The 18150-nt window shown below is 54.7% G+C and carries 17 protein-coding genes; 10 read left to right on the plus strand and 7 right to left on the minus strand.

Annotated elements, in window-relative coordinates; all coding sequences use genetic code 11:
* The 5 genes from AB182_RS11650 to AB182_RS11670 form a co-directional block, all read right to left on the minus strand.
* Window positions 1-471 (minus strand): YhcH/YjgK/YiaL family protein, encoded by a 471-nt coding sequence (locus tag AB182_RS11650; protein WP_047370230.1) that lies wholly within the window; start codon window positions 469-471, stop codon window positions 1-3.
* A complete protein-coding gene (locus AB182_RS11655) occupies window positions 468-1631 on the minus strand; it encodes a sialidase family protein (RefSeq protein ID WP_047370231.1) in 1164 nt (387 codons plus the stop codon). Before AB182_RS11655 ends, AB182_RS11650 begins: the two co-directional genes overlap by 4 nt.
* A gap of 1 nt (window position 1632) precedes the next feature.
* Entirely contained in the window at window positions 1633-3051 is a 1419-nt protein-coding gene (locus AB182_RS11660) for a sodium:solute symporter family protein (protein ID WP_047370232.1), read from the minus strand.
* A gap of 75 nt (window positions 3052-3126) precedes the next feature.
* Window positions 3127-4011, minus strand: coding sequence for a dihydrodipicolinate synthase family protein (locus tag AB182_RS11665; protein ID WP_047370233.1), 885 nt, complete (start codon window positions 4009-4011; stop codon window positions 3127-3129).
* Between the two features lie 21 nt (window positions 4012-4032).
* A complete protein-coding gene (locus AB182_RS11670) occupies window positions 4033-5172 on the minus strand; it encodes an iron-containing alcohol dehydrogenase (protein ID WP_047373268.1) in 1140 nt (379 codons plus the stop codon).
* 175 nt (window positions 5173-5347) lie between these two features.
* Here AB182_RS11670 and dtnK point away from each other — a divergent pair, with 175 nt between their 5' ends.
* Genes dtnK through AB182_RS11685 form a run of 3 tightly spaced genes read left to right on the plus strand, consistent with a single transcriptional unit; the run spans window position 5348 to window position 8325 of the window.
* Window positions 5348-6583: a D-threonate kinase gene (dtnK, locus tag AB182_RS11675; RefSeq protein WP_047370234.1), complete on the plus strand. Its 1236-nt coding sequence runs from the start codon at window positions 5348-5350 to the stop codon at window positions 6581-6583.
* Window positions 6576-7562 carry a D-threonate 4-phosphate dehydrogenase gene (locus tag AB182_RS11680; protein ID WP_047370235.1) on the plus strand — a complete coding sequence of 329 codons (987 nt, stop codon included), beginning with the start codon at window positions 6576-6578 and terminating at the stop codon, window positions 7560-7562. Before dtnK ends, AB182_RS11680 begins: the two co-directional genes overlap by 8 nt.
* A gap of 1 nt (window position 7563) precedes the next feature.
* Window positions 7564-8325: a DeoR/GlpR family DNA-binding transcription regulator gene (locus AB182_RS11685; protein WP_047370236.1), complete on the plus strand. Its 762-nt coding sequence runs from the start codon at window positions 7564-7566 to the stop codon at window positions 8323-8325.
* Window positions 8326-8411: 86 nt separating this feature from the next.
* Here the strand turns inward: AB182_RS11685 and AB182_RS11690 are convergent, their stop codons facing one another.
* Window positions 8412-9356, minus strand: a complete 945-nt coding sequence (locus tag AB182_RS11690) for an L-lactate dehydrogenase (protein ID WP_047370237.1) — start codon at window positions 9354-9356, stop codon at window positions 8412-8414.
* Window positions 9357-9503: 147 nt separating this feature from the next.
* Between AB182_RS11690 and AB182_RS11695 the strand changes: the two genes are divergently transcribed.
* Entirely contained in the window at window positions 9504-9986 is a 483-nt protein-coding gene (locus tag AB182_RS11695) for a GNAT family N-acetyltransferase (RefSeq protein WP_047370238.1), read from the plus strand.
* Here AB182_RS11695 and ptrR read toward each other — a convergent pair.
* A complete protein-coding gene (gene ptrR / locus AB182_RS11700; RefSeq protein ID WP_047370239.1) occupies window positions 9940-10818 on the minus strand; it encodes a putrescine utilization regulator PtrR in 879 nt (292 codons plus the stop codon). The two genes, AB182_RS11695 and ptrR, sit on opposite strands and share 47 nt — an antisense overlap.
* A gap of 104 nt (window positions 10819-10922) precedes the next feature.
* On the opposite strand from ptrR, the gene sad reads away from it, so the two are divergent.
* From sad to AB182_RS11730, 6 genes are all read left to right on the plus strand, one after another.
* On the plus strand, window positions 10923-12311 hold the full coding sequence (gene sad / locus AB182_RS11705; protein ID WP_047370240.1) for a succinate-semialdehyde dehydrogenase: 1389 nt from the start codon (window positions 10923-10925) through the stop codon (window positions 12309-12311).
* Window positions 12312-12411: 100 nt separating this feature from the next.
* Window positions 12412-14001: a methyl-accepting chemotaxis protein gene (locus tag AB182_RS11710; protein ID WP_047370241.1), complete on the plus strand. Its 1590-nt coding sequence runs from the start codon at window positions 12412-12414 to the stop codon at window positions 13999-14001.
* Between the two features lie 49 nt (window positions 14002-14050).
* Window positions 14051-14977, plus strand: coding sequence for a glutaminase B (gene glsB, locus AB182_RS11715; RefSeq protein WP_047370242.1), 927 nt, complete (start codon window positions 14051-14053; stop codon window positions 14975-14977).
* On the plus strand, window positions 14977-15333 hold the full coding sequence (locus tag AB182_RS11720; RefSeq protein WP_047370243.1) for a DUF4186 domain-containing protein: 357 nt from the start codon (window positions 14977-14979) through the stop codon (window positions 15331-15333). Before glsB ends, AB182_RS11720 begins: the two co-directional genes overlap by 1 nt.
* Window positions 15334-15455: 122 nt before the next feature.
* Entirely contained in the window at window positions 15456-16901 is a 1446-nt protein-coding gene (locus AB182_RS11725; protein WP_047370244.1) for a GGDEF domain-containing protein, read from the plus strand.
* 209 nt (window positions 16902-17110) lie between these two features.
* Window positions 17111-18103 (plus strand): sensor domain-containing diguanylate cyclase, encoded by a 993-nt coding sequence (locus tag AB182_RS11730; RefSeq protein ID WP_047370245.1) that lies wholly within the window; start codon window positions 17111-17113, stop codon window positions 18101-18103.
* Window positions 18104-18150 lie beyond the last annotated feature (47 nt).

The raw sequence follows: 18150 nt of genomic DNA on the forward strand, positions 1-18150 counted from the left end.
TTACACCTCCAGCAGCGCACGCGGAACTTTAAACACTGCTTTGCGGATCGTCATTGGTTCTGCCGCCGCGCACAGCGCCTGATGCGGTTCGCCCGGCAAGAATACGGCAAAATCACCCGCCTGCAGCAGCATACTGACCGGTAGCTCGGCGGTGGTGGTGATAAAGAGATCCGGCTTACGCTCCTCATCGGTTGCCAGCGGCACGTACTGCGTGCCGGCACAAATGAGCTCTTCACCCGTCAGCAGCACTTGAATATCCGCCCACTGGTGGTGATATTCCGTATGACGGATTTCACGCCGTTGCGTATTGGCCGGGCCGACGGTACAGAACCACTCTGCCCCCGGTAGCTGAAAACGCCCATCGTCGCGCGCCTGCAATGCGTCGAATGCGCACTGAGGAAGCGCCAGAATATCGCGCAACACCGCGGGCAACCCTGCCTGCGGCAGGGCGTTAAGATTGCCAAAAATCACACTGACTCCTTAACCCATTCCGGCGATACGCGAACGTATTTAATCGCCTGGCGGAAATAGGTATAAGCGATATGCAAACTGCCGTCCGCTCCCTGTTTGATGCTCGGGTAGGAGAACTCGCGATTTAGTTTTTCCTGTGAGTTATTGGTCATGCAATAGCCGTCACCTTCGTCCAGATGACGCTGCCAAGGCCAGCTTTTCCCACCGTCAGGTGAGATAGCCACGGTCATCGGCGCACGCGGTGCACCCCAGAATGCGCTGCGACCGCTGGTTACTTCCGGCTCTTTGCGTCCATCGCCATCGTCAATTTCGTCATACAGCGAGGCACGACGTTCCAGCGCCCCGGCGGCACTCATGTAGTTAAACACCAGCGCCAGATTGCCGTCCGCCAGGGTCGTGACCTGAATGGACGAATTGTTGTTTGGCAAGGTCGTCGGTTCCGGCACAGACCAGCTTTCACCATCGTCGGTCGACTGGCTGTAATAGATGTTATCCGCCCAGCGACTGCGGAAAAGCGCAACCAGGGTGCCGTTGTGCAGTGCGGTGATGTTCATATGCACACAGCCAAGGCTTTCCGGGACCTCCACATCGCGCCAGGTTTTCCCTTGATCGGTGGAGATTTTTACCGCGCTGATATCATCATTACCGACCCACTTCTCGCCCGGTTTGGTGCGGCAATAGAAGACCGGCAGCAGCCAGTTGCCATTTTCCAGCACGGTGATCGGCTGGCGAATAAACGTGCCTGGCTTATCGAGCAGTGTGGCAATTTCGCCCCAACTGACACCAAGGTCGGTCGACTGGCGATAGCGGACGATTGCCGTGTCCTGGTTGCCGGAGATCTGCGCGGTCCACATCAACCACAGTACGTTATCTGGGGCGAGGAACAGCACCGGGTTTTGCTCGGAACGACTGGCATCGTCAGACAGTTTGACCGCCTCACTCCAGCTGTCGCAGCCGGCTACGAGGCGTGAACTCCACACGGAAATATCCGCAACGCCTTCCTGGGTGCCGCCAAACCAGACGCACATCAGCGTGCCATCAGGCAGCGGCAGAATGTTGGCCGCGTGGTTTTGCGGGCAGGGCGAGGGCAGCATCGCGCTGATGACACGTGCATCTTCTTGCTGACGTAATACGCCATCGCGATTAACAGTAACGGACATATCAAACTCCACTATTTTGTACAGGTGTTGGTGCTTTCGTTTTCGCGTACGCTTTGTTCGGGATAATTCGGTCCAGGACCATAATCACCGCCGGGGTAATCAGCGCGATATACATGTTGTTGATACCGAACGGGTCGCCCAGCACATACCACAGTGATGTCACAACACAGGAGCCAATCAGGCCGGCGTTCGCGCCACGGGTGCTTTTAAAGAACGGTGCGTAGAAAGCAATCACTGCAACCACCGTGATGGACAGACGGATCGCTCGGGTAAAGAACGACAATTTCAGCACTTCCGGGACCAGCAGCACGAAAATCAGCGGCAGGAAACCAATCAATAAAGATAACCAGCGCGTGGCTTTAAATTCTTGCTCCGGTGTCGGGTTACGGTAAGGGACATAGAAATCTTTCACCACCAGCGAGGCGATAGCCAGCGCAACGGTACTGACACTCACGAAAATAGAAGCAACAAGTGACGTTGTCACAAGTCCGGCAATCCATGGGTTCATATCCTGCAGGAAAATCGGCATCGCATACAGGCTGTTAATTTCTGGGTGCAGATATTTTGCCGCGACGCCGATAACGGCAATCGCCAGCGCAATCGGCATACAGAAGAAAAATGCTATCCAGGTGGAACGTTTCGCCGATTGCACATCTTTGGTCGAACAGATGGCCTGAATCACGAACTGGGTACAGAAAATAGACCCGATAGTCCCAATCAACCAGGCGAAAATAGTGCTGGCACCGAAGTTACCATCCCAGGTCCAGTAGAAGTCCGGCATTTTCTGAACCATCGGGGTGAAACCACCGGTTTTGTAGAGTGCAAAACCCATGATGACCAGAATACCGAAGTACTTAAGCGCACTGTGCAGCAGGGTAACCCAGGCCACGCCTTTCATGCCGCCGTAGGCAAAGTAGAAGGTACTGACGATGGCGGTAATAAAGGCGGCCACCGGCAGGCTCACTTTCAACACTGTAGAAATCGCCGCCGCGCCGCTCACGTAGTTGCCGACATTCACCAGCAGCAATGCGTAGATCATGATGATAGAAATGATGTTCTTGGTGCTTTTGCCGTACTTCTCTGCAATTGCGCCGGAGATGGTGATTTTGCCGGTGTTATAAATGCGTTTGACCAGCAGCAGGCCAAACAATGGGAAACCGATAACCGCACCCAGAACTGACCATGAGGCGGCAATCCCGCCTTCGAAGGCGGCCTGTGCGGTACCGACAGTTGATTTCGCGCCAATGTATTCAGACATTAATAAGATACCAACGATAAAGGCCGGCATCGCGCGGGAGCCTTCCATAAAGTCGCCGGAGTTTTTACTGCGTAAACGGAACGTAAGCCAGGTGGTAAAGACGATATAGGCAATGACTATACCGACAATGATCAGGGTATCTTGTGAAGTAAACGTGTTCATCTTTGCCTCTCTTTGGGGCGAGTGAAGCCAGGGCACCTGAGGTGCCCAATATTCTAATGACGAATGAAAAACGCCTTAACGCACGTACTGCGTTACGATCTGGCGAATTTGCAGCTGTTGTTCTTCGGTGAATGAAACGGCATAACGACTTTCGCCGACGTTATAGCCCATGAGTTGCACTGCTTTTTTAACCGCCGCCGGAGAGAACCCTACGCTATAGAGATCGGTACGCAGACCGGTGACATTTTCTTGTGCCTGACGGGAGCCTTCCACGTCGCCAGCCCTGAAATGCGACCAAATGGCATTGATTTCTTTTGGTGCGACGTTCGCAAGACCAGAGATACAGGCAGAACATCCTTCCACGAATCCCCGGTGAATCAGGGAGTCCGGTCCATTCAGGACATCGAAATTCTCGATATCTTTAACGGCGTTCAGAAATCCACTCAGGCTTTCATAGCTGCCTGCGCTGTCCTTAATGCCAATAATGTTCGGATGTTCCGCCAACACGCGGACAGTCTGTGGTTCAAGGGTATTCCCGGTGCGGGCAGGGATGTTGTACAGAAATACCGGTACGCTGAGTGCATCAGCAATAGCGGTATAATGGGTAATTAATTCGTTTTGTTTTAAGGGGACAAAATAGGGTGTGATCACGGAAACCGCGTCGACGCCCAGTTTTTCAATCTGTTTACCAAGACGGATGGTTTCGCGGGTAGCGATCTCACCAATATGTGCCACCACATTGGCGCGACCGGCCACTTCATCAACGCAGGCTGCGGTGACGGTGATTTTTTCCTGCTCGTTAAGCACAAAAAACTCACCGTTGGTGCCGCCGCAGAAAATGCCGTTTCCGGCCGTCAGTTGGCGATTGACCTGTTCTTTCAGTGACTGAACATTCAATCCACCTTCTGCATTAAAAGGCGTGACGATCGCCGTCAGCACGCCTTCAATTTTCTTACTCATTGCACATCTCTCCGTGATAAATCAGTGAAACAATGTCTGGTAAATCGCCTGCACGGCGCTGTGATCAACCGTGCAAGGGGCGTTATTCATCAAGCGCTTAACGTTCAGGGCGGCATCGGCCAGCGACGGAATATCCGCTCGCGGTACCCCCAGCGCTTCCAGGTTGTCCGGCAGATCGAGGCGTTTTACCAGCGCAGCAAAGTAATCCACCAGCGCGTGGGATTTATCCTCATCGCTGAGCGTGGTGTCTGCGTCCGGAACGAGATCCCACACCTGCGCGAATTTTTCGACGGCGTACGGGCGCACCACTTTCATACAGGGGGCCAGCAGAATGGCATTCGCGACACCGTGCGGCAGATGGTATTTGCCACCCAGTGGGTAGGAGAGCGCATGCACCAGATGCGTCCCGGCATGGGTGATTGCCGCACCGCCGTAATAAGAGGCCCACAACATTTCGAGGCGCGCGGTCAGGTTGTGCGGCTCGCTAACGGCGGTTTCGATATTGTGCAGAAGCTTTCGCAGACCGGTCAGGGCAACGTTATCGCTCACCGGGTTGGCGATCGTAGCGGTAAAGCATTCAATCAGGTGGCACAGGGCATCAATACCGGTAGAAGAGGCGATATGCGCTGGCATGCTGGTGGTCAATTCCGGCAACAGCGCGACATAATCCGGCAGCAATACCGGAGAGATGATGCCCACTTTGGTGTTCTGTTCCGGGATCGCCAGAATCGCGTTTGGCGTGGCCTCAGACCCGGTCCCTGCGGTGGCCGGAATCAATAAAGAAGGGACGCGTGCGGTCGGTTTTTCCCCCGCGAGCAGGGCGTCAAGGCCGGGTGAGCGAGGATGACAGAGGACCGATAACAGTTTGGTGACATCAAGGACGCTGCCGCCGCCGATACCCACGACCAGATCGAATGCCGCGTCCGTCGAGTCACCGAGGATACGGGCGACATCATGCTGGCTGGGTTCTGGCGGTACGCTGTCAATAACTTGTACCCGTCGGCCTTCCGCCTGCAGCAGTGTCAGGATCTGTTGCGTTGCGGCAAGTTTGATGACGTTGCTGTCGCTAACCAGTAAGAGTTTATTTTTACCCGTAAGCAATGGCGCGATGGCGGGAATGGCCCCTGCGCCGCTTATCAGGGTGCTGTTTATTGTTACCACAACGTTCTCCTGTCTGTCTTTGTGGTGATTGAAATCAATCATATTTTTTCAATCACGGTCACTGTATGGCATAAATTTATAATTTATTCGCAAATTAAATAAGTTGATCTTGCTCACATATAATCAATTATGATTGAATATAATCATATCCAGAACGTAACGACCCGGAGTAGGGATGAACAAACAAACCTCGGACCAACAAGTGGTCATTCTGGCCGATGACTTCACAGGCGCGAACGATGCGGGCGTGAGCCTGGCGCAGGCAGGGATGCGTGTGGACGTCGTGCTGGAAGCGACATACCAAAGCGATGCGCAGGCGCTCATTTATAACAGCGATAGCCGCGCACTGACGGCGGATGCGGCACAAGAGAAGGTGGCCGCGCTGACTGAAAGCGTATTACGTCAGTATTCGCCGACGTGGCTGGTAAAAAAGATAGATTCCACGCTACGCGGTAATCCGGGAGCCGAAGTGATGGCCATGCAGCAGGTTACGGGGGCGGCGGCGGTGATTATCGCCCCGGCGTTTCCAGCGGCAGGACGCATTACCCGGCAGGGGAAATGCCTGGTAAATGGCGTACTGCTCACCGACACCGAGTTTGCCAGCGATCCGAAAACGCCGATTACCAGCGCGGATGTGGGAGCGCTCTTTATCGGGCATAGCCAGAACATTACCCCCTCACAATTACCTGTCGCGCTCTCAAACGCCCGTGCACAAGCACCTGTGCTACTGGTAGTGGATGCGCAAACGGACGCCGATCTGGATGACATCATCACCCATGCGATGCAGGCGAGCGAAAGGCCGTTGCTGGTGGGTTCCGCCGGGCTGTGTGACGCTTTGTCACGACGTCTGGCGCCGGAAAAACAGGCGGTGGTGCTGGCGGTTGTCGGCTCAATGAGTGAAATCGCTCAAAAACAGGTGCGTACAGCTGCGCAGCATCCTCGCTGTGAACACATCTTTATTGATATCAATGATGTCTTCCAGCCGTCTTCCACCGACTACCGCGCCGCGATTACCACCGCGCTTAACGCGGGCAAACACTGTCTGGTGCATACCTGCCCGGATGAACAGGCACGCCATCAGGTGGCTGCGCTATGCGAGCGCTGGGGGCTGAGCCGGGCGGAGTGCGGTGAGCGTATTTGTGATTATTTAGGTGCACTGACCTGGGATGTACTGCAGCACAGTACGCCTGACGGACTTTATCTCTCTGGCGGCGATGTGGCGATAGCTGTCGCCAGGGCGCTGGGAGCAAAAGGGTTTCAGATTCGTGGGCGCGCCGCTGAATGCGTGCCCTGGGGATATTTTTCAGGTTGCGAATGGCAACGACCAGTGATGACCAAAGCGGGCGGTTTTGGCGACGAAACCACGTTGCGCAAGGTTTTGTATTTTATTGAGGAGAAGTCGAGTGACTAACATTATTGCCGTAACGATGGGTGATCCTGCGGGGATTGGTCCGGAGATTATTATTAAATCGCTGGTCGAAGGGGAGCTGTCCGGGGCGCCGGTTGTGGTTGTGGGGTGCGCCCAAACGTTCAACCGTATCCTGGCGCTGAACGTGACGCCGCATGCGGAACTGCGCATTATCAACCAGGTCAGCGACGCCCGCTTCGCGCCTGGCGTGATTAACGTGCTCGATGAACCGCTGGCGGATCCGCAGGCGCTGGAACCCGGCAAAGTACAAGCCCAGGCGGGCGATCTGGCCTATCGTTGCGTGCGGCGCGCGACGGAACTGGCGATGGCCGGCGAAGTAAAAGCCATTGCCACCGCACCGCTGAACAAAGAAGCGCTGCACTCAGGTGGTCACCACTATCCGGGTCATACCGAGCTGCTGGCGAAACTGACCAATATTAACGACTATGCGATGGTGCTCTATACCGACAAACTCAAAGTGATTCACGTCACCACTCATATTGCGCTGCGTAAATTCCTTGATACCCTGAATCAGGATCGTATCAAGACGGTAATTCGTGTGGCGGATACTTTCCTCAAACGTGTTGGTTTTGCAAACCCGCGTATCGCGGTGGCCGGGGTGAACCCGCATGCCGGAGAAAATGGCCTGTTTGGCGATGAAGAGATCACTACCGTAGGCCCGGCGGTTGAAGCGATGAAAGCCGAAGGGCTCAACGTTTACGGCCCGTGCCCGCCGGACACGGTCTTTATGCAGTGCAATGAAGGGATGTATGACATGGTGGTGGCGATGTACCACGATCAGGGGCATATTCCTTTAAAATTGCTGGGCTTTTACGATGGGGTTAATATCACTGCTGGTTTGCCGTTTATCCGTACCTCTGCGGATCATGGCACCGCCTTTGATATCGCCTGGACCGGAAAAGCGAAACCGGAGAGCATGGCGGTCTCCATCCAGTTAGCTATGCAAATCACACGAGAATAATATGAAGGGATATAACCGGTTAGAACAGATTATGGATTATCTGAAAGGCCATAATCTGGTAACGGTAGACCAACTGGTGACAATCACCAACGCGTCTCCTGCCACCATTCGCCGCGATTTGATCAAACTTGATCAGGAAGGGGTGATAAGCCGTTCACACGGCGGCGTTACGCTTAACCGGTTTATCCCCTCGCAGCCGACAACGCTTGAGAAAATGCAGCGTAATCTGTCGGAAAAACATGCTATCGCCTGTGCGGCCGCGTCGCTGGTGAAAGCGGGCGACGCCATTGTGCTTGATGCGGGCACCACCATGATTGAACTCGCTCGCCAGTTGACGCATCTGCCGCTGAGGGTTATCACCAGCGATTTGCATATCGCGCTGTTTCTCTCTGAGTTTAAGCAAATCGAAGTGACCATTATTGGCGGGCGAATTGATGATACCAGCCAGTCATGCATCGGCGATCATGGCCGCAAGCTGTTGCAGGGGATTTGGCCGGATCTGGCCTTCGTTAGCTGTAACGGCTGGGATCTGGAAAAAGGCATCACCTCGCCAACCGAAGAGAAAGCGGCGCTGAAACGGGCGTTGATTGATAATGCGCAGCGTCGGGTGTTGCTGGCTGACAGCAGTAAATACGGGGCGTGGTCGCTGTTTAATGTCGCCCGTCTTGATTCACTGACGGACATTGTCACCGACAGTCACCTTGGCGACGATATTCGCCAGAAACTTGCCGTCTTGCCTGCCCGGTTAACCATTGCCAGTTAGCATCCTGCCCGTTGATGGTTTTATTTCGTTAAAACAAACAGCGTGCTCATTGCCACGCCGTTTGTTCGATAGCTGCGAGCCGCCTGTTACGGCAGGCGAGAGATATTCTGCTTAATCACCGACACGGAGTGGTTAAATTTCGCCACTTCGTCCGCTTCAAGCTGTAACTCAATAATCTGCTGCACGCCGCTCTGGGTCAGGACCGCAGGCACGCCAATGGCGACATCGCTCACGCCATACTCACCGTTAAGCACGCAGGAGATCGCCAGCGCGCGGTGGCTACCGGTAAAGATATTGCGGCAGATCTCCGCAATCGTCCCGGCAATCCCGTACTCGGTGCAGCCTTTACGGGCGTAAATTTCAAAACCGTGTTTACGAACGCTCTCTGCCAGCCCGTCAAAATCGATGTTTTGCCCGGTACGCCGCTTCCAGACATCGGCAATCGGCGAACCGTAAACGGAGGAGTGCGACCACACCGGAAACTGAGTGTCGCCATGCTCGCCAAGAATAAACGCGTCGATACTTTGCGCGCCGATATCCAGCGTCTGCGCCAGCGCGCGCCGCAATCGGGTGGTATCGAGCCAGACGCCGGTACCAATGACCTGGCTGCGCGGCAGGCCAGAGAGTTTCCATACCTGCCAGGTAATGATGTCACAGGGGTTGGTGGCAATCAGAAAGATGCCATTAAAGCCGTTTTCCATCATCTGCGGCACAATATTTTTGACAATACGCGCGGTATTCTGTAGCTCGTCCAGGCGGGTCTGGCCTGGCTTAAGCGGGCCACCGGAGACGGTGATGACCGCAATATCCACATCGGCACAGTCAGCGGCATCTCGGCTGGTAATATGCATCATGCCCGGCATATATGCGGCGGCGTCCGCCAGATCCTGCACATGACCTTCAACGCGATCGCGATTCAAATCAACAAGGATCAACTCTTCGGCAATGTTCTGATTCAGCAGGGCGTAAGCCGCCGATGCGCCAACATTGCCGGTACCGATGATCATCACTTTGCGGGCTCTGGTATTCATTTCTCTTCCGTTATCACGATTACGCGTGAGCGTAAATTACCGCCGCAGGCGCGTTTTATGCAATCCGGACAGGGATATATAAGTTAATTGTATGGCGAAGTGGGCAGGGTTTGCGCGTAATTTAACAGAACAATAACAGGAGGAGTCATGTATACCTTTATTCCTGCCTCGGCAAGTCAGCCAGGTATTCGCGCCCTGATTGCCGCCCTTGATGCATATCAGGCTGAACTTTACCCGGCTGAGAGCAATCATCTCCTCGATTTGGCATCTTTGCCACCTGAGCGCGTCATCATGCAGGCCATCGTGGATGCGTCCGGTGCGATGGTCGGTTGTGGTGCCATAGTCCTTAATGACGACGGTACCGGCGAGATGAAACGGGTCTATATTGATGCGCACCATCGCGGCCAGCAACTGGGGGAAAAGCTACTGGTAGCCCTTGAGCATGCGGCACGGGATCGCGAGTGCCACACATTGCGCCTGGAAACGGGCATTAAACAACACGCGGCGGTCCGTCTTTATTCGCGCAGTGGATATCAGCAGCGGGAGGCTTTTGCCCCTTATGCAGAAGATCCGCTCAGCATTTTTATGGAAAAACGGCTGACTGCGGATCGGCGTTCAGCAGCTCAATAAAGGCGTCCAGGTGGCGGGTCTTCGCACCGCGCCGCCACACCAGCCAGGTATTTAGCCAGCGCCAGTTTTCCGCCAGCGGCCAGGCGCCAACCTGGTGGTGACCGGGCATACTTTCCAGCATGCTGCGGGGAATTAGCGCCAGCCCGGCCCCGGCAATCACACAGGCCAGCATCCCGTGATAGGACTCCATTTCGTGGATTTTACCGGGGGTCGCCTGATCGGCGTGAAACCAGCTCTCAAAATGGCGACGATAGGAACAGTTGGCGCGAAACGCATAAATACTGGAACCGTTCACCTGGGCCGCCCGGGTGATGGGCTCGTGGCCATGTGGGGCGACAATCATCATCTCTTCACGATAGACAGGGATCCCTTCAAGCCCGGGATGCATTACCGGTCCGTCGACAAAGGCGGCGCTCAGGGTGCCATCGAGAATACCGTCGATCATGGTGCCGGAGGGCCCGGTTGCCAGATCAAACTGAATGCGCGGATAGCGCTGGTTATATTTCGCGAGCGTGGCCGGAATGCGCACCGCGGCGGTGCTCTCCAGCGAGCCAAGTGAGAACAGTCCCTGCGGCTCGTCACCGGCCACCACCATCCGCGCTTCATCAACCAGCGCGAGGATCTGCTGGCTGTAGCGTAAAAAACTGTGCCCGGCGGGGGAAAGACGCAGCCGCTGGTTTTCACGAATAAAGAGATCTACCCCGAGGTCCGCCTCCAGCTGGCGAATGCGGGTGGTGAGATTTGACGGCACACGATGCACTTTTTGCGCGGCCTGGGTAATGCTGCCGGTTTGCGCCACGGCGTTGAACATCTCAAGCTGCGTTAAATCCATAGTGTTCTCCATTCGTGAATAGTGAAGTTAATATTATTCAGTTTTCAGAAATAGCAAATTCAGCGACGATAGCGCAATACCTGAACAGCGAAAGCGAGAGAATTATGTCAATTTCATCTGCCACCCATGCTATTTCTGTCAATCCGGCAACCGGAGAAACCCTCTCGGCGACGCCCTGGGCCAGTCGTGAAGACGTTGACGCGGCACTGGAACTTGCCGCCAGCGGGTATCGCCAGTGGCGACAAAAAAGTATCGCTGAGCGTGCGCAGGTCTTGCGCGCGGTCGGCGCGGTATTACGCCGCCATGGTGAGGCGATGGCGCAATTGATTTCTCAAGAAATGGGCAAGCCGATAACCCAGGCGCGCGGCGAAGTCACCAAATCAGCCAATCTGTGCGACTGGTACGCCGAACACGGTCCGTCGATGCTGGGTTCGGAAGCGACCCTGGTAGAAAACAATCGGGCGACGATTGAATACCGACCAATGGGGCCGATTCTGGCGGTGATGCCATGGAACTTTCCGCTGTGGCAGGTACTGCGGGGCGCGGTGCCGATTCTGCTGGCGGGCAATAGTTATCTGCTTAAACATGCGCCGAATGTGCTGGGCTGTGCGGATCTGACAGGCAAAATCTTTGCCGAGGCGGGCGTACCACAGGGCGTGTTTGGCTGGATAAATGCCACCAACGACGGCGTGAGCCAGGCGATAAACGATCCGCGCATTGCGGCGGTCACCGTCACCGGCAGCGTGCGTGCCGGGGCGGCGATTGGCGCCCAGGCAGGCGCCGCGCTGAAAAAATGTGTTCTCGAACTGGGCGGTTCTGATCCGTTTATCGTCCTCAATGATGCGGATCTCGATCTGGCCGTGAAAGCGGCAGTGGCCGGACGTTATCAAAATACCGGACAGGTTTGCGCGGCGGCAAAACGCTTTATTGTGGAGGCCGGCATTGCCGATGCCTTCACGGAGAAATTTATCGCGGCGGCGGCGGTCTTGCCACAGGGGGAACCTCTGGATGAGAGCACCTACCTTGGCCCCATGGCGCGTTACGACCTGCGCGATGAGTTGCACGCACAGGTACTGGCGACTCTGAGTGAGGGGGCAACCCTGGCACTTGGCGGCGTGAAACCTTCGGGGGCAGGGAACTACTATCCGGCAACCGTACTGACCCATGTGACGCCGGAGATGACCGCTTTTCGTCAGGAGATGTTTGGCCCGGTGGCAGCCATCACCGTGGCGCGCGATGCGGCACATGCCCTTGAGCTGGCCAATGACAGCGATTTTGGTCTGTCGGCGACGGTATTTACCGCGGATATGGCGCTGGCAGAGGATTTTGCCGCCCGCCTGGAGTGTGGCGGGGTCTTTATTAACGGATACAGTGCCAGCGATGCCCGTGTCGCTTTCGGCGGTGTGAAGAAAAGCGGATTTGGCCGTGAGTTGTCACATTTCGGCTTGCACGAGTTTTGTAATGCGCAAACCGTATGGAAAGATCGCCTGTGATCTTATGCGCGCCCTGCGGGGCGCGCCGTCTGTGAATGTCATGGTTTCGTCATAGTTCTTTCGTAAACTCGCGGGCATCGTGAGGTTATAGAAGAATATTATGAACTTAAAGCAAATTTTTCGCCGAATTTTTCGGCAACTGACACCCCGGCAGTTTGGCTTACTGGCAGGTATCTTCTGGATAATCGGACTTTTTTCCGCACTCCAGATAGCGTCATCCTTCGTTCTCACCCTGTCGTTACGCGATGCGCAGCACAATGAGCAACTCAATCAATACACTCACCTGCAACAAGTGAAGGTCGACGAGGCCCGCGTAGCATTACTGGCGGCAAGTGATCTGCTTAACCGCGCGGGTGTCTATTTTATGCAGGATAAAGAGACCGGTTCTGATGGTAGCTGGCATAGCCTGATGGATGAAGCTCAGGCTGCGCTTGCGACGTCACAGAAAGCCTGGCAGGCCTGGCTTGCGATGAATCCCCCGAAAGATGACGGGCTGGTCAACAGTTACCAGCTTTTCTACGGTGCAATCAAAGAGCAGGCCGACGGGCTGGTCAAAACCAATTCGATCGATGCCTTTTTTGCCGTTCCGGCCCAGGCATTTCAGGCCGACTTTAACGATAATTACGCGCGCTTCCAGCAGGCCAGCGAAAAGCGGGCCGATGAAGGTCGTTTGACCTTAATGGGCGGGCTGGCGCGTCTGCAGCAGGTGTTTGTGCTGGTGCCTGCGCTACTGGTGATTATCGCGATTGCGGTCTGGTTTGCCATGTCGCGCTGGCTCATCACACCGCTACGTCGGCTCATTGCCCATATCAATATCCTGGCTGCCGGCGACCTTTCCACGCCATTGCCCGACGTCAAACGCTTCAACCGCGAAATTGACCAGATTGTCCTGAGCGTCGACACCATGCAGCACGGACTACAACAACTTGTCAGTCAGGTGAGTCACGCCACTCGTTCGATGGTGAACAATATCGATAGTCTGGCGCAGGGCAACCAGAAGTTGTATCAGCAATCGACCCGTCAGGCACAAGAACTGGAGGACGTCACGGCCCATATTGCGACGCTTGAATCCCATGTTGAAGGCAATAGCGGTTATGCCCGGCTTGCCAGTGAACGTGCGGATGAAGCGCGCAAGGTTGCGGCGGGGGGCGACAGTATGATGGAGACGGTAAACCAGTCGATGCAGGCGATTGTCGGTCGTGCTTCTGAAATGCGCGGCATTGTTGAGTTAATTGACGGGGTGGCCTTCCAGACCAATATTCTGGCGCTTAATGCCGCCATCGAGGCGGCGCACGCGGGTAACCATGGGCGCGGTTTTGCTGTGGTGGCAAAAGAGGTAGGGCTGCTGGCGCGTAAGAGCAGCCACTCGACGCAAACCATCCAGCAATTGATCAACCACTCTTTACAGGGCATTAACGACGGCACCCACGCGGTAAGCAAACTGGAATATAATCTGCAACAGGTCACCGGCCTGGTTGGACATCTGAGCGGCTTACTGAACGATATCTCCACGGCAACCCTCAGCCAGGGGGAGAGCATCCATCATATGACCCGTCGACTGCATTCGTTGAATAACGTAGCGCGGCGCACCGGGGAACTGGTCACCGATGCCACCGAAGCTTCGGTGCAATTGCATAATGATTCTCACGCGTTGATGCAGGCAGTTTCCCGCTTTCGTCTCCCGGCCTGATTTTTGCTATACTCGCAGCCCCATTTACGGCTGTGAGTAAGGATCGGGTGTGGCGACAGTCATAGATAATGGCGTACTTGAGGCATTGCTTGAGCAGGTACGTCCGTTGAAAGGTCAGGGGAAAGTGGCAGACTATATTCCCGCGCTGGCAACCGTCAGCGGGGACAAGTTGGGTATCGCCATTTGTACCGTCGACGGGGAACAGTTCCAGGCCGGTGACGCCAATGAACGTTTTTCTATTCAGTCCCTTTCAAAAGTACTCAGCCTTGTGGTGGCGATGAACCATTACGAGGAAGATGAAATCTGGACGCGAGTTGGCAAAGATCCTTCCGGCCAGCCGTTTAATTCCCTTTTGCAACTGGAGATCGAACAGGGAAAACCGCGTAATCCGTTTATCAATGCCGGTGCGCTGGTGGTCTGCGATATGTTGCAAAGCCGCCTTAGCGCCCCGCGCCAGCGGATGCTGGAAATCGTGCGCAAACTTTCCGCTACGCCGGATATTGCGTTTGACAGCGTGGTGGCCCGTTCAGAGTTCGAACATTCCGCACGCAACGCGGCGATAGCCTGGCTGATGAAGTCCTTTGGTAACTTCAATAATGATGTTGCCACGGTACTGCAAAACTACTTTCATTACTGTGCGCTGAAAATGAGCTGTGTCGAGCTGGCGCGTACCTTTCTCTTTTTGGCCGATAAAGGTACGGCGCCGCATCTTGCGCAACCAGTGTTAACGCCGCAACAAACCCGGCAGGTCAACGCGCTGATGGCAACCAGCGGGATGTATCAAAATGCCGGCGAGTTCGCCTGGCGTGTAGGCTTACCGGCAAAATCGGGCGTGGGCGGTGGAATTGTGGCGATTGTACCGCAAGAGATGGCCATTGCGGTCTGGAGCCCGGAACTGGATGAGGCCGGAAATTCACTGGCGGGGATTGCCTTACTGGAGGCGCTCACCCGGCAACTGGGGCGTTCAGTGTACTGATGTCTGAATACGACGCATTATTTGCGCGGCTTGCCCGCTCCCCTTTTCGTTCCCGCTTTCGGCTGGGGGCGAAAGAGCGCCAGTACTGCATGGAAAAAGGGGCCGAAGCGATCGCGACACACGCGGCTGACTTTGTAGCCCGGCGTCTGGCCCCGGCGTTACCGCATAATGACGGCAAACAGACGCCAATGCGCGGTCATCCGGTCTTTATTGCCCAGCATGCCACGGCTACCTGCTGTCGGGGGTGTCTGGCAAAATGGCACGCTATTCCAGCCGGCGCTGAGCTTACTGAGGTGCAGCAGCGCTATATCGTCGGCGTTATTTACCACTGGCTGGTACTGCAAATGAATTCATAAAATTAATGAATTAAGCGGTAAAGGCATGTTACCAGGCTGTTGTAAATGCATTACATTAAGCTATACGCTATTTTTGCCACGTCGAAATGACTTGCTACATCCTTATCTGGGATTGATATGTAATGCGCGCTCTTTTTTCGCCTACATTTCGCCTGTTGCGAAATGATCAGCCGTTCATCAATGCGACGGTGATTTTTCTGATCACCACGCTTTTTTATTTTGTCGGGGCGATGCTGCGTCTGGTCGAGGCACTTTCGCTTTTCTGGCCGCTAAACGCAGTGATGGCAGGGATCTTTGCCCGTTACGCTTTTTTACAGCGCTGGCCTTACTATTTGATGAGTTATCTGGCAATGCTCATCTACGATGGCGTCACCACTTCGTGGGGCTGGTCATCGGTGGTGATTAACCTTTCCAACATGATTTTTATCGTGACCATAGCGCAGCTGGTGCAGCGCGAACAGCGGCTTATGCGTCACGCGCCACAACCGATCAACGCCCTTAACCTTTTTGGTTACTGCCTGGTATCGGCAATGCTCTGCGCGCTTTTCGGCGCTTTTGGCTCGATGGGGGTGGTCATCAACCAGGATTTCCTGATGCTGTTTGGCGACTGGTTCAGCGAGCAGTTCTCGACAGGGGTACTGATCCTGCCTTGCATTCTGACTGCCGTCTGGCCAACAAAGGAGCCTGCTTTTAACAGTAAAACGCTGCTGCCGATACTGGTGTTGATTGCCTCCGTACTGGGATCGGTGTGGATCGGTGGCGCGGGCAGCCTGGCATTTCCCCTGCCTGCGCTTATCTGGTGCGCCCTCACTTTCTCCTTGCCGGTGACCTGTCTGCTGACATTAATAACCGGTGGGCTGGAGATCATTTTGATAGCCAAAGGCATGATCGATATTTTTGTCGCCTCGCCGTTGCAGATGTCGCGCATGTTTTCTGCACGACTGGGAATAGCCACTATGGCAATCTGCCCGGTCATTGTCTCTGTCAGCATGGAGACCATCAACCGTCTGATGCGTCATGTTTCCTTGCGCGCGGACTACGATTTTCTGACCCGTGTTTACTCCCGCTCTGGCCTGTATGAAGCACTCAACCGCGACAGCAATGGCTTTGCTGACAAACATCTGACGGTAATGCTGCTGGATATCGATTACTTCAAAAGCGTCAACGATAACTACGGGCACGAGTGTGGCGACCAGGTGCTCGCCTCGTTTGCGCAGAAGGTACGTCAGGAGTTGGGGGGGAAGGGGGTTATTGCCAGAATGGGGGGGGAAGAGTTCGCGGTGGTGGCCGTCACATCCGGTCCGCAAGCCGGTTTATTACTGGCTGAACGACTGCGCAAGTCGGTTGAGGAACATCTTTTTCACTGGCATGCCCGAACACTGCGCCTGACGGTTAGTATTGGCGTGAGTAACGGGCAGGTGCTTTCCGGTTCGTTGACGGAGGTCTTTAATAAATTACTCGCTGAGGCGGATGAGTATCTCTATCGTTCCAAAAAAGCGGGGCGAAATTGCTCCAGCATGCGTCAGTCGCCAATGGAAGAAGCCTTAAAATCTTCGGTCGGTTTCTAAGGTCAGCTTGCTGAATGGCCTGATTCGACAGGCCAAGTTTGCCTTGTTATAAGGCAAAACGATAGAGATAAGTTATTAAATTGCTTGCTACAAATTTTCATCGTCAATACTATAACCGAGTATATGTACCGGAAATAATTTGCGCCATGAATGGATCTGACAATTTGAAGAACAGCGAGCGGATCTCTGGCGGCAGGTTTGTCAGACGCATGTACCTGATGCGTATTCTTGGGACATTTCTCTGTTTTTTCCCCATTCTTTCGGTATTGCTTGAGTTACATCGTCCCCTCTGGCTGATACTTTTGCTGGGCGCTAATGCCTTTATCTGGCCGACGTTGGCTTTTTTGCGAGTCCGTTTCTCCGATACTCCCCTGACCCTGGAACATCAAAACCTGATTTTAGACGCCGCTGCCGGGGGATTCTGGATAGCGATGATGTCGGTTAACCCACTCCCCTCAGTGGTCATCGCCACAATCCTGTTGTCCGATCGCCTCTCGGCGGGCGGTATTGACCTGATGCGTAAAGCCGGTCTGTTAATGCTGGCGGCATTTGCAGCAGCCTGGGTTGCGCAGGGGATGCATGTTGATGTGCAAGTGTCTCAGCGCACCATGTTCGCTACGCTGCCGTTAATTGCCATTTATATGCTGGCGCTCAGCGTACTGACCCATAATATTGCCGTTAAGCTGCGAAATAAAAGCCGCGAGCTGGAACGCATTGCGATGATGGATCCTCTGCTGGATATTGCTAATCGCCGCCTGCTGGAAAAACGTATCCAGTATGAACTCGATAAACTGCGTGAATTGCCGCGCAATTCAATGCTGATGTTCATCGATATCGATAACTTTAAAGAGGTCAACGATCGGTTTGGCCACAAAGTGGGCGACGCGCTACTGGTCACAGTGTCGAAGATTTTACATGCCGCAACGCGTAAGACTGATACGCCGGCCCGCCTGGGGGGAGATGAATTTGTGATTTTACTTCCGGATACCACAGCGGAAGAGGCGCTCGCCGTTGCCGGGCGAATTATGGATTCCGCCGCCGTGATGAGCGTAAGCCAGGAATACGCCTTTCACTGTACCCTCAGCATTGGCATTGCCAGCGCAACCCAGGGGATGCAAAACGTCACCGACTGGCTGAAAGCAGCGGATGACGCCCTCTATAAAGCAAAACGTCGCGGTAAAAATCAAATCTACTCACACTGACAAACGTGCTGAATACGCTAAGCTTTATCCTGTACACCGCGAATCGA

This window comes from Phytobacter ursingii, from assembly GCF_001022135.1.
Classification (GTDB): Bacteria; Pseudomonadota; Gammaproteobacteria; order Enterobacterales; family Enterobacteriaceae; genus Phytobacter; species Phytobacter ursingii.

What these genes read in the sequence shown, in the direction of transcription:
- AB182_RS11730 (WP_047370245.1), top strand. Translation starts at nt 17,111, where the DNA reads ATGTACCTGATGCGTATTCTTGGGACATTTCTCTGTTTTTTCCCCATT.
- AB182_RS11660 (WP_047370232.1), bottom strand. Translation starts at nt 3,051, where the DNA reads ATGAACACGTTTACTTCACAAGATACCCTGATCATTGTCGGTATAGTC.
- AB182_RS11720 (WP_047370243.1), top strand. Translation starts at nt 14,977, where the DNA reads ATGTCTGAATACGACGCATTATTTGCGCGGCTTGCCCGCTCCCCTTTT.
- AB182_RS11685 (WP_047370236.1), top strand. Translation starts at nt 7,564, where the DNA reads ATGAAGGGATATAACCGGTTAGAACAGATTATGGATTATCTGAAAGGC.
- AB182_RS11665 (WP_047370233.1), bottom strand. Translation starts at nt 4,011, where the DNA reads ATGAGTAAGAAAATTGAAGGCGTGCTGACGGCGATCGTCACGCCTTTT.
- sad (WP_047370240.1), top strand. Translation starts at nt 10,923, where the DNA reads ATGTCAATTTCATCTGCCACCCATGCTATTTCTGTCAATCCGGCAACC.
- dtnK (WP_047370234.1), top strand. Translation starts at nt 5,348, where the DNA reads ATGAACAAACAAACCTCGGACCAACAAGTGGTCATTCTGGCCGATGAC.
- AB182_RS11725 (WP_047370244.1), top strand. Translation starts at nt 15,456, where the DNA reads ATGCGCGCTCTTTTTTCGCCTACATTTCGCCTGTTGCGAAATGATCAG.
- AB182_RS11710 (WP_047370241.1), top strand. Translation starts at nt 12,412, where the DNA reads ATGAACTTAAAGCAAATTTTTCGCCGAATTTTTCGGCAACTGACACCC.
- AB182_RS11695 (WP_047370238.1), top strand. Translation starts at nt 9,504, where the DNA reads ATGTATACCTTTATTCCTGCCTCGGCAAGTCAGCCAGGTATTCGCGCC.
- AB182_RS11655 (WP_047370231.1), bottom strand. Translation starts at nt 1,631, where the DNA reads ATGTCCGTTACTGTTAATCGCGATGGCGTATTACGTCAGCAAGAAGAT.
- ptrR (WP_047370239.1), bottom strand. Translation starts at nt 10,818, where the DNA reads ATGGATTTAACGCAGCTTGAGATGTTCAACGCCGTGGCGCAAACCGGC.
- AB182_RS11690 (WP_047370237.1), bottom strand. Translation starts at nt 9,356, where the DNA reads ATGAATACCAGAGCCCGCAAAGTGATGATCATCGGTACCGGCAATGTT.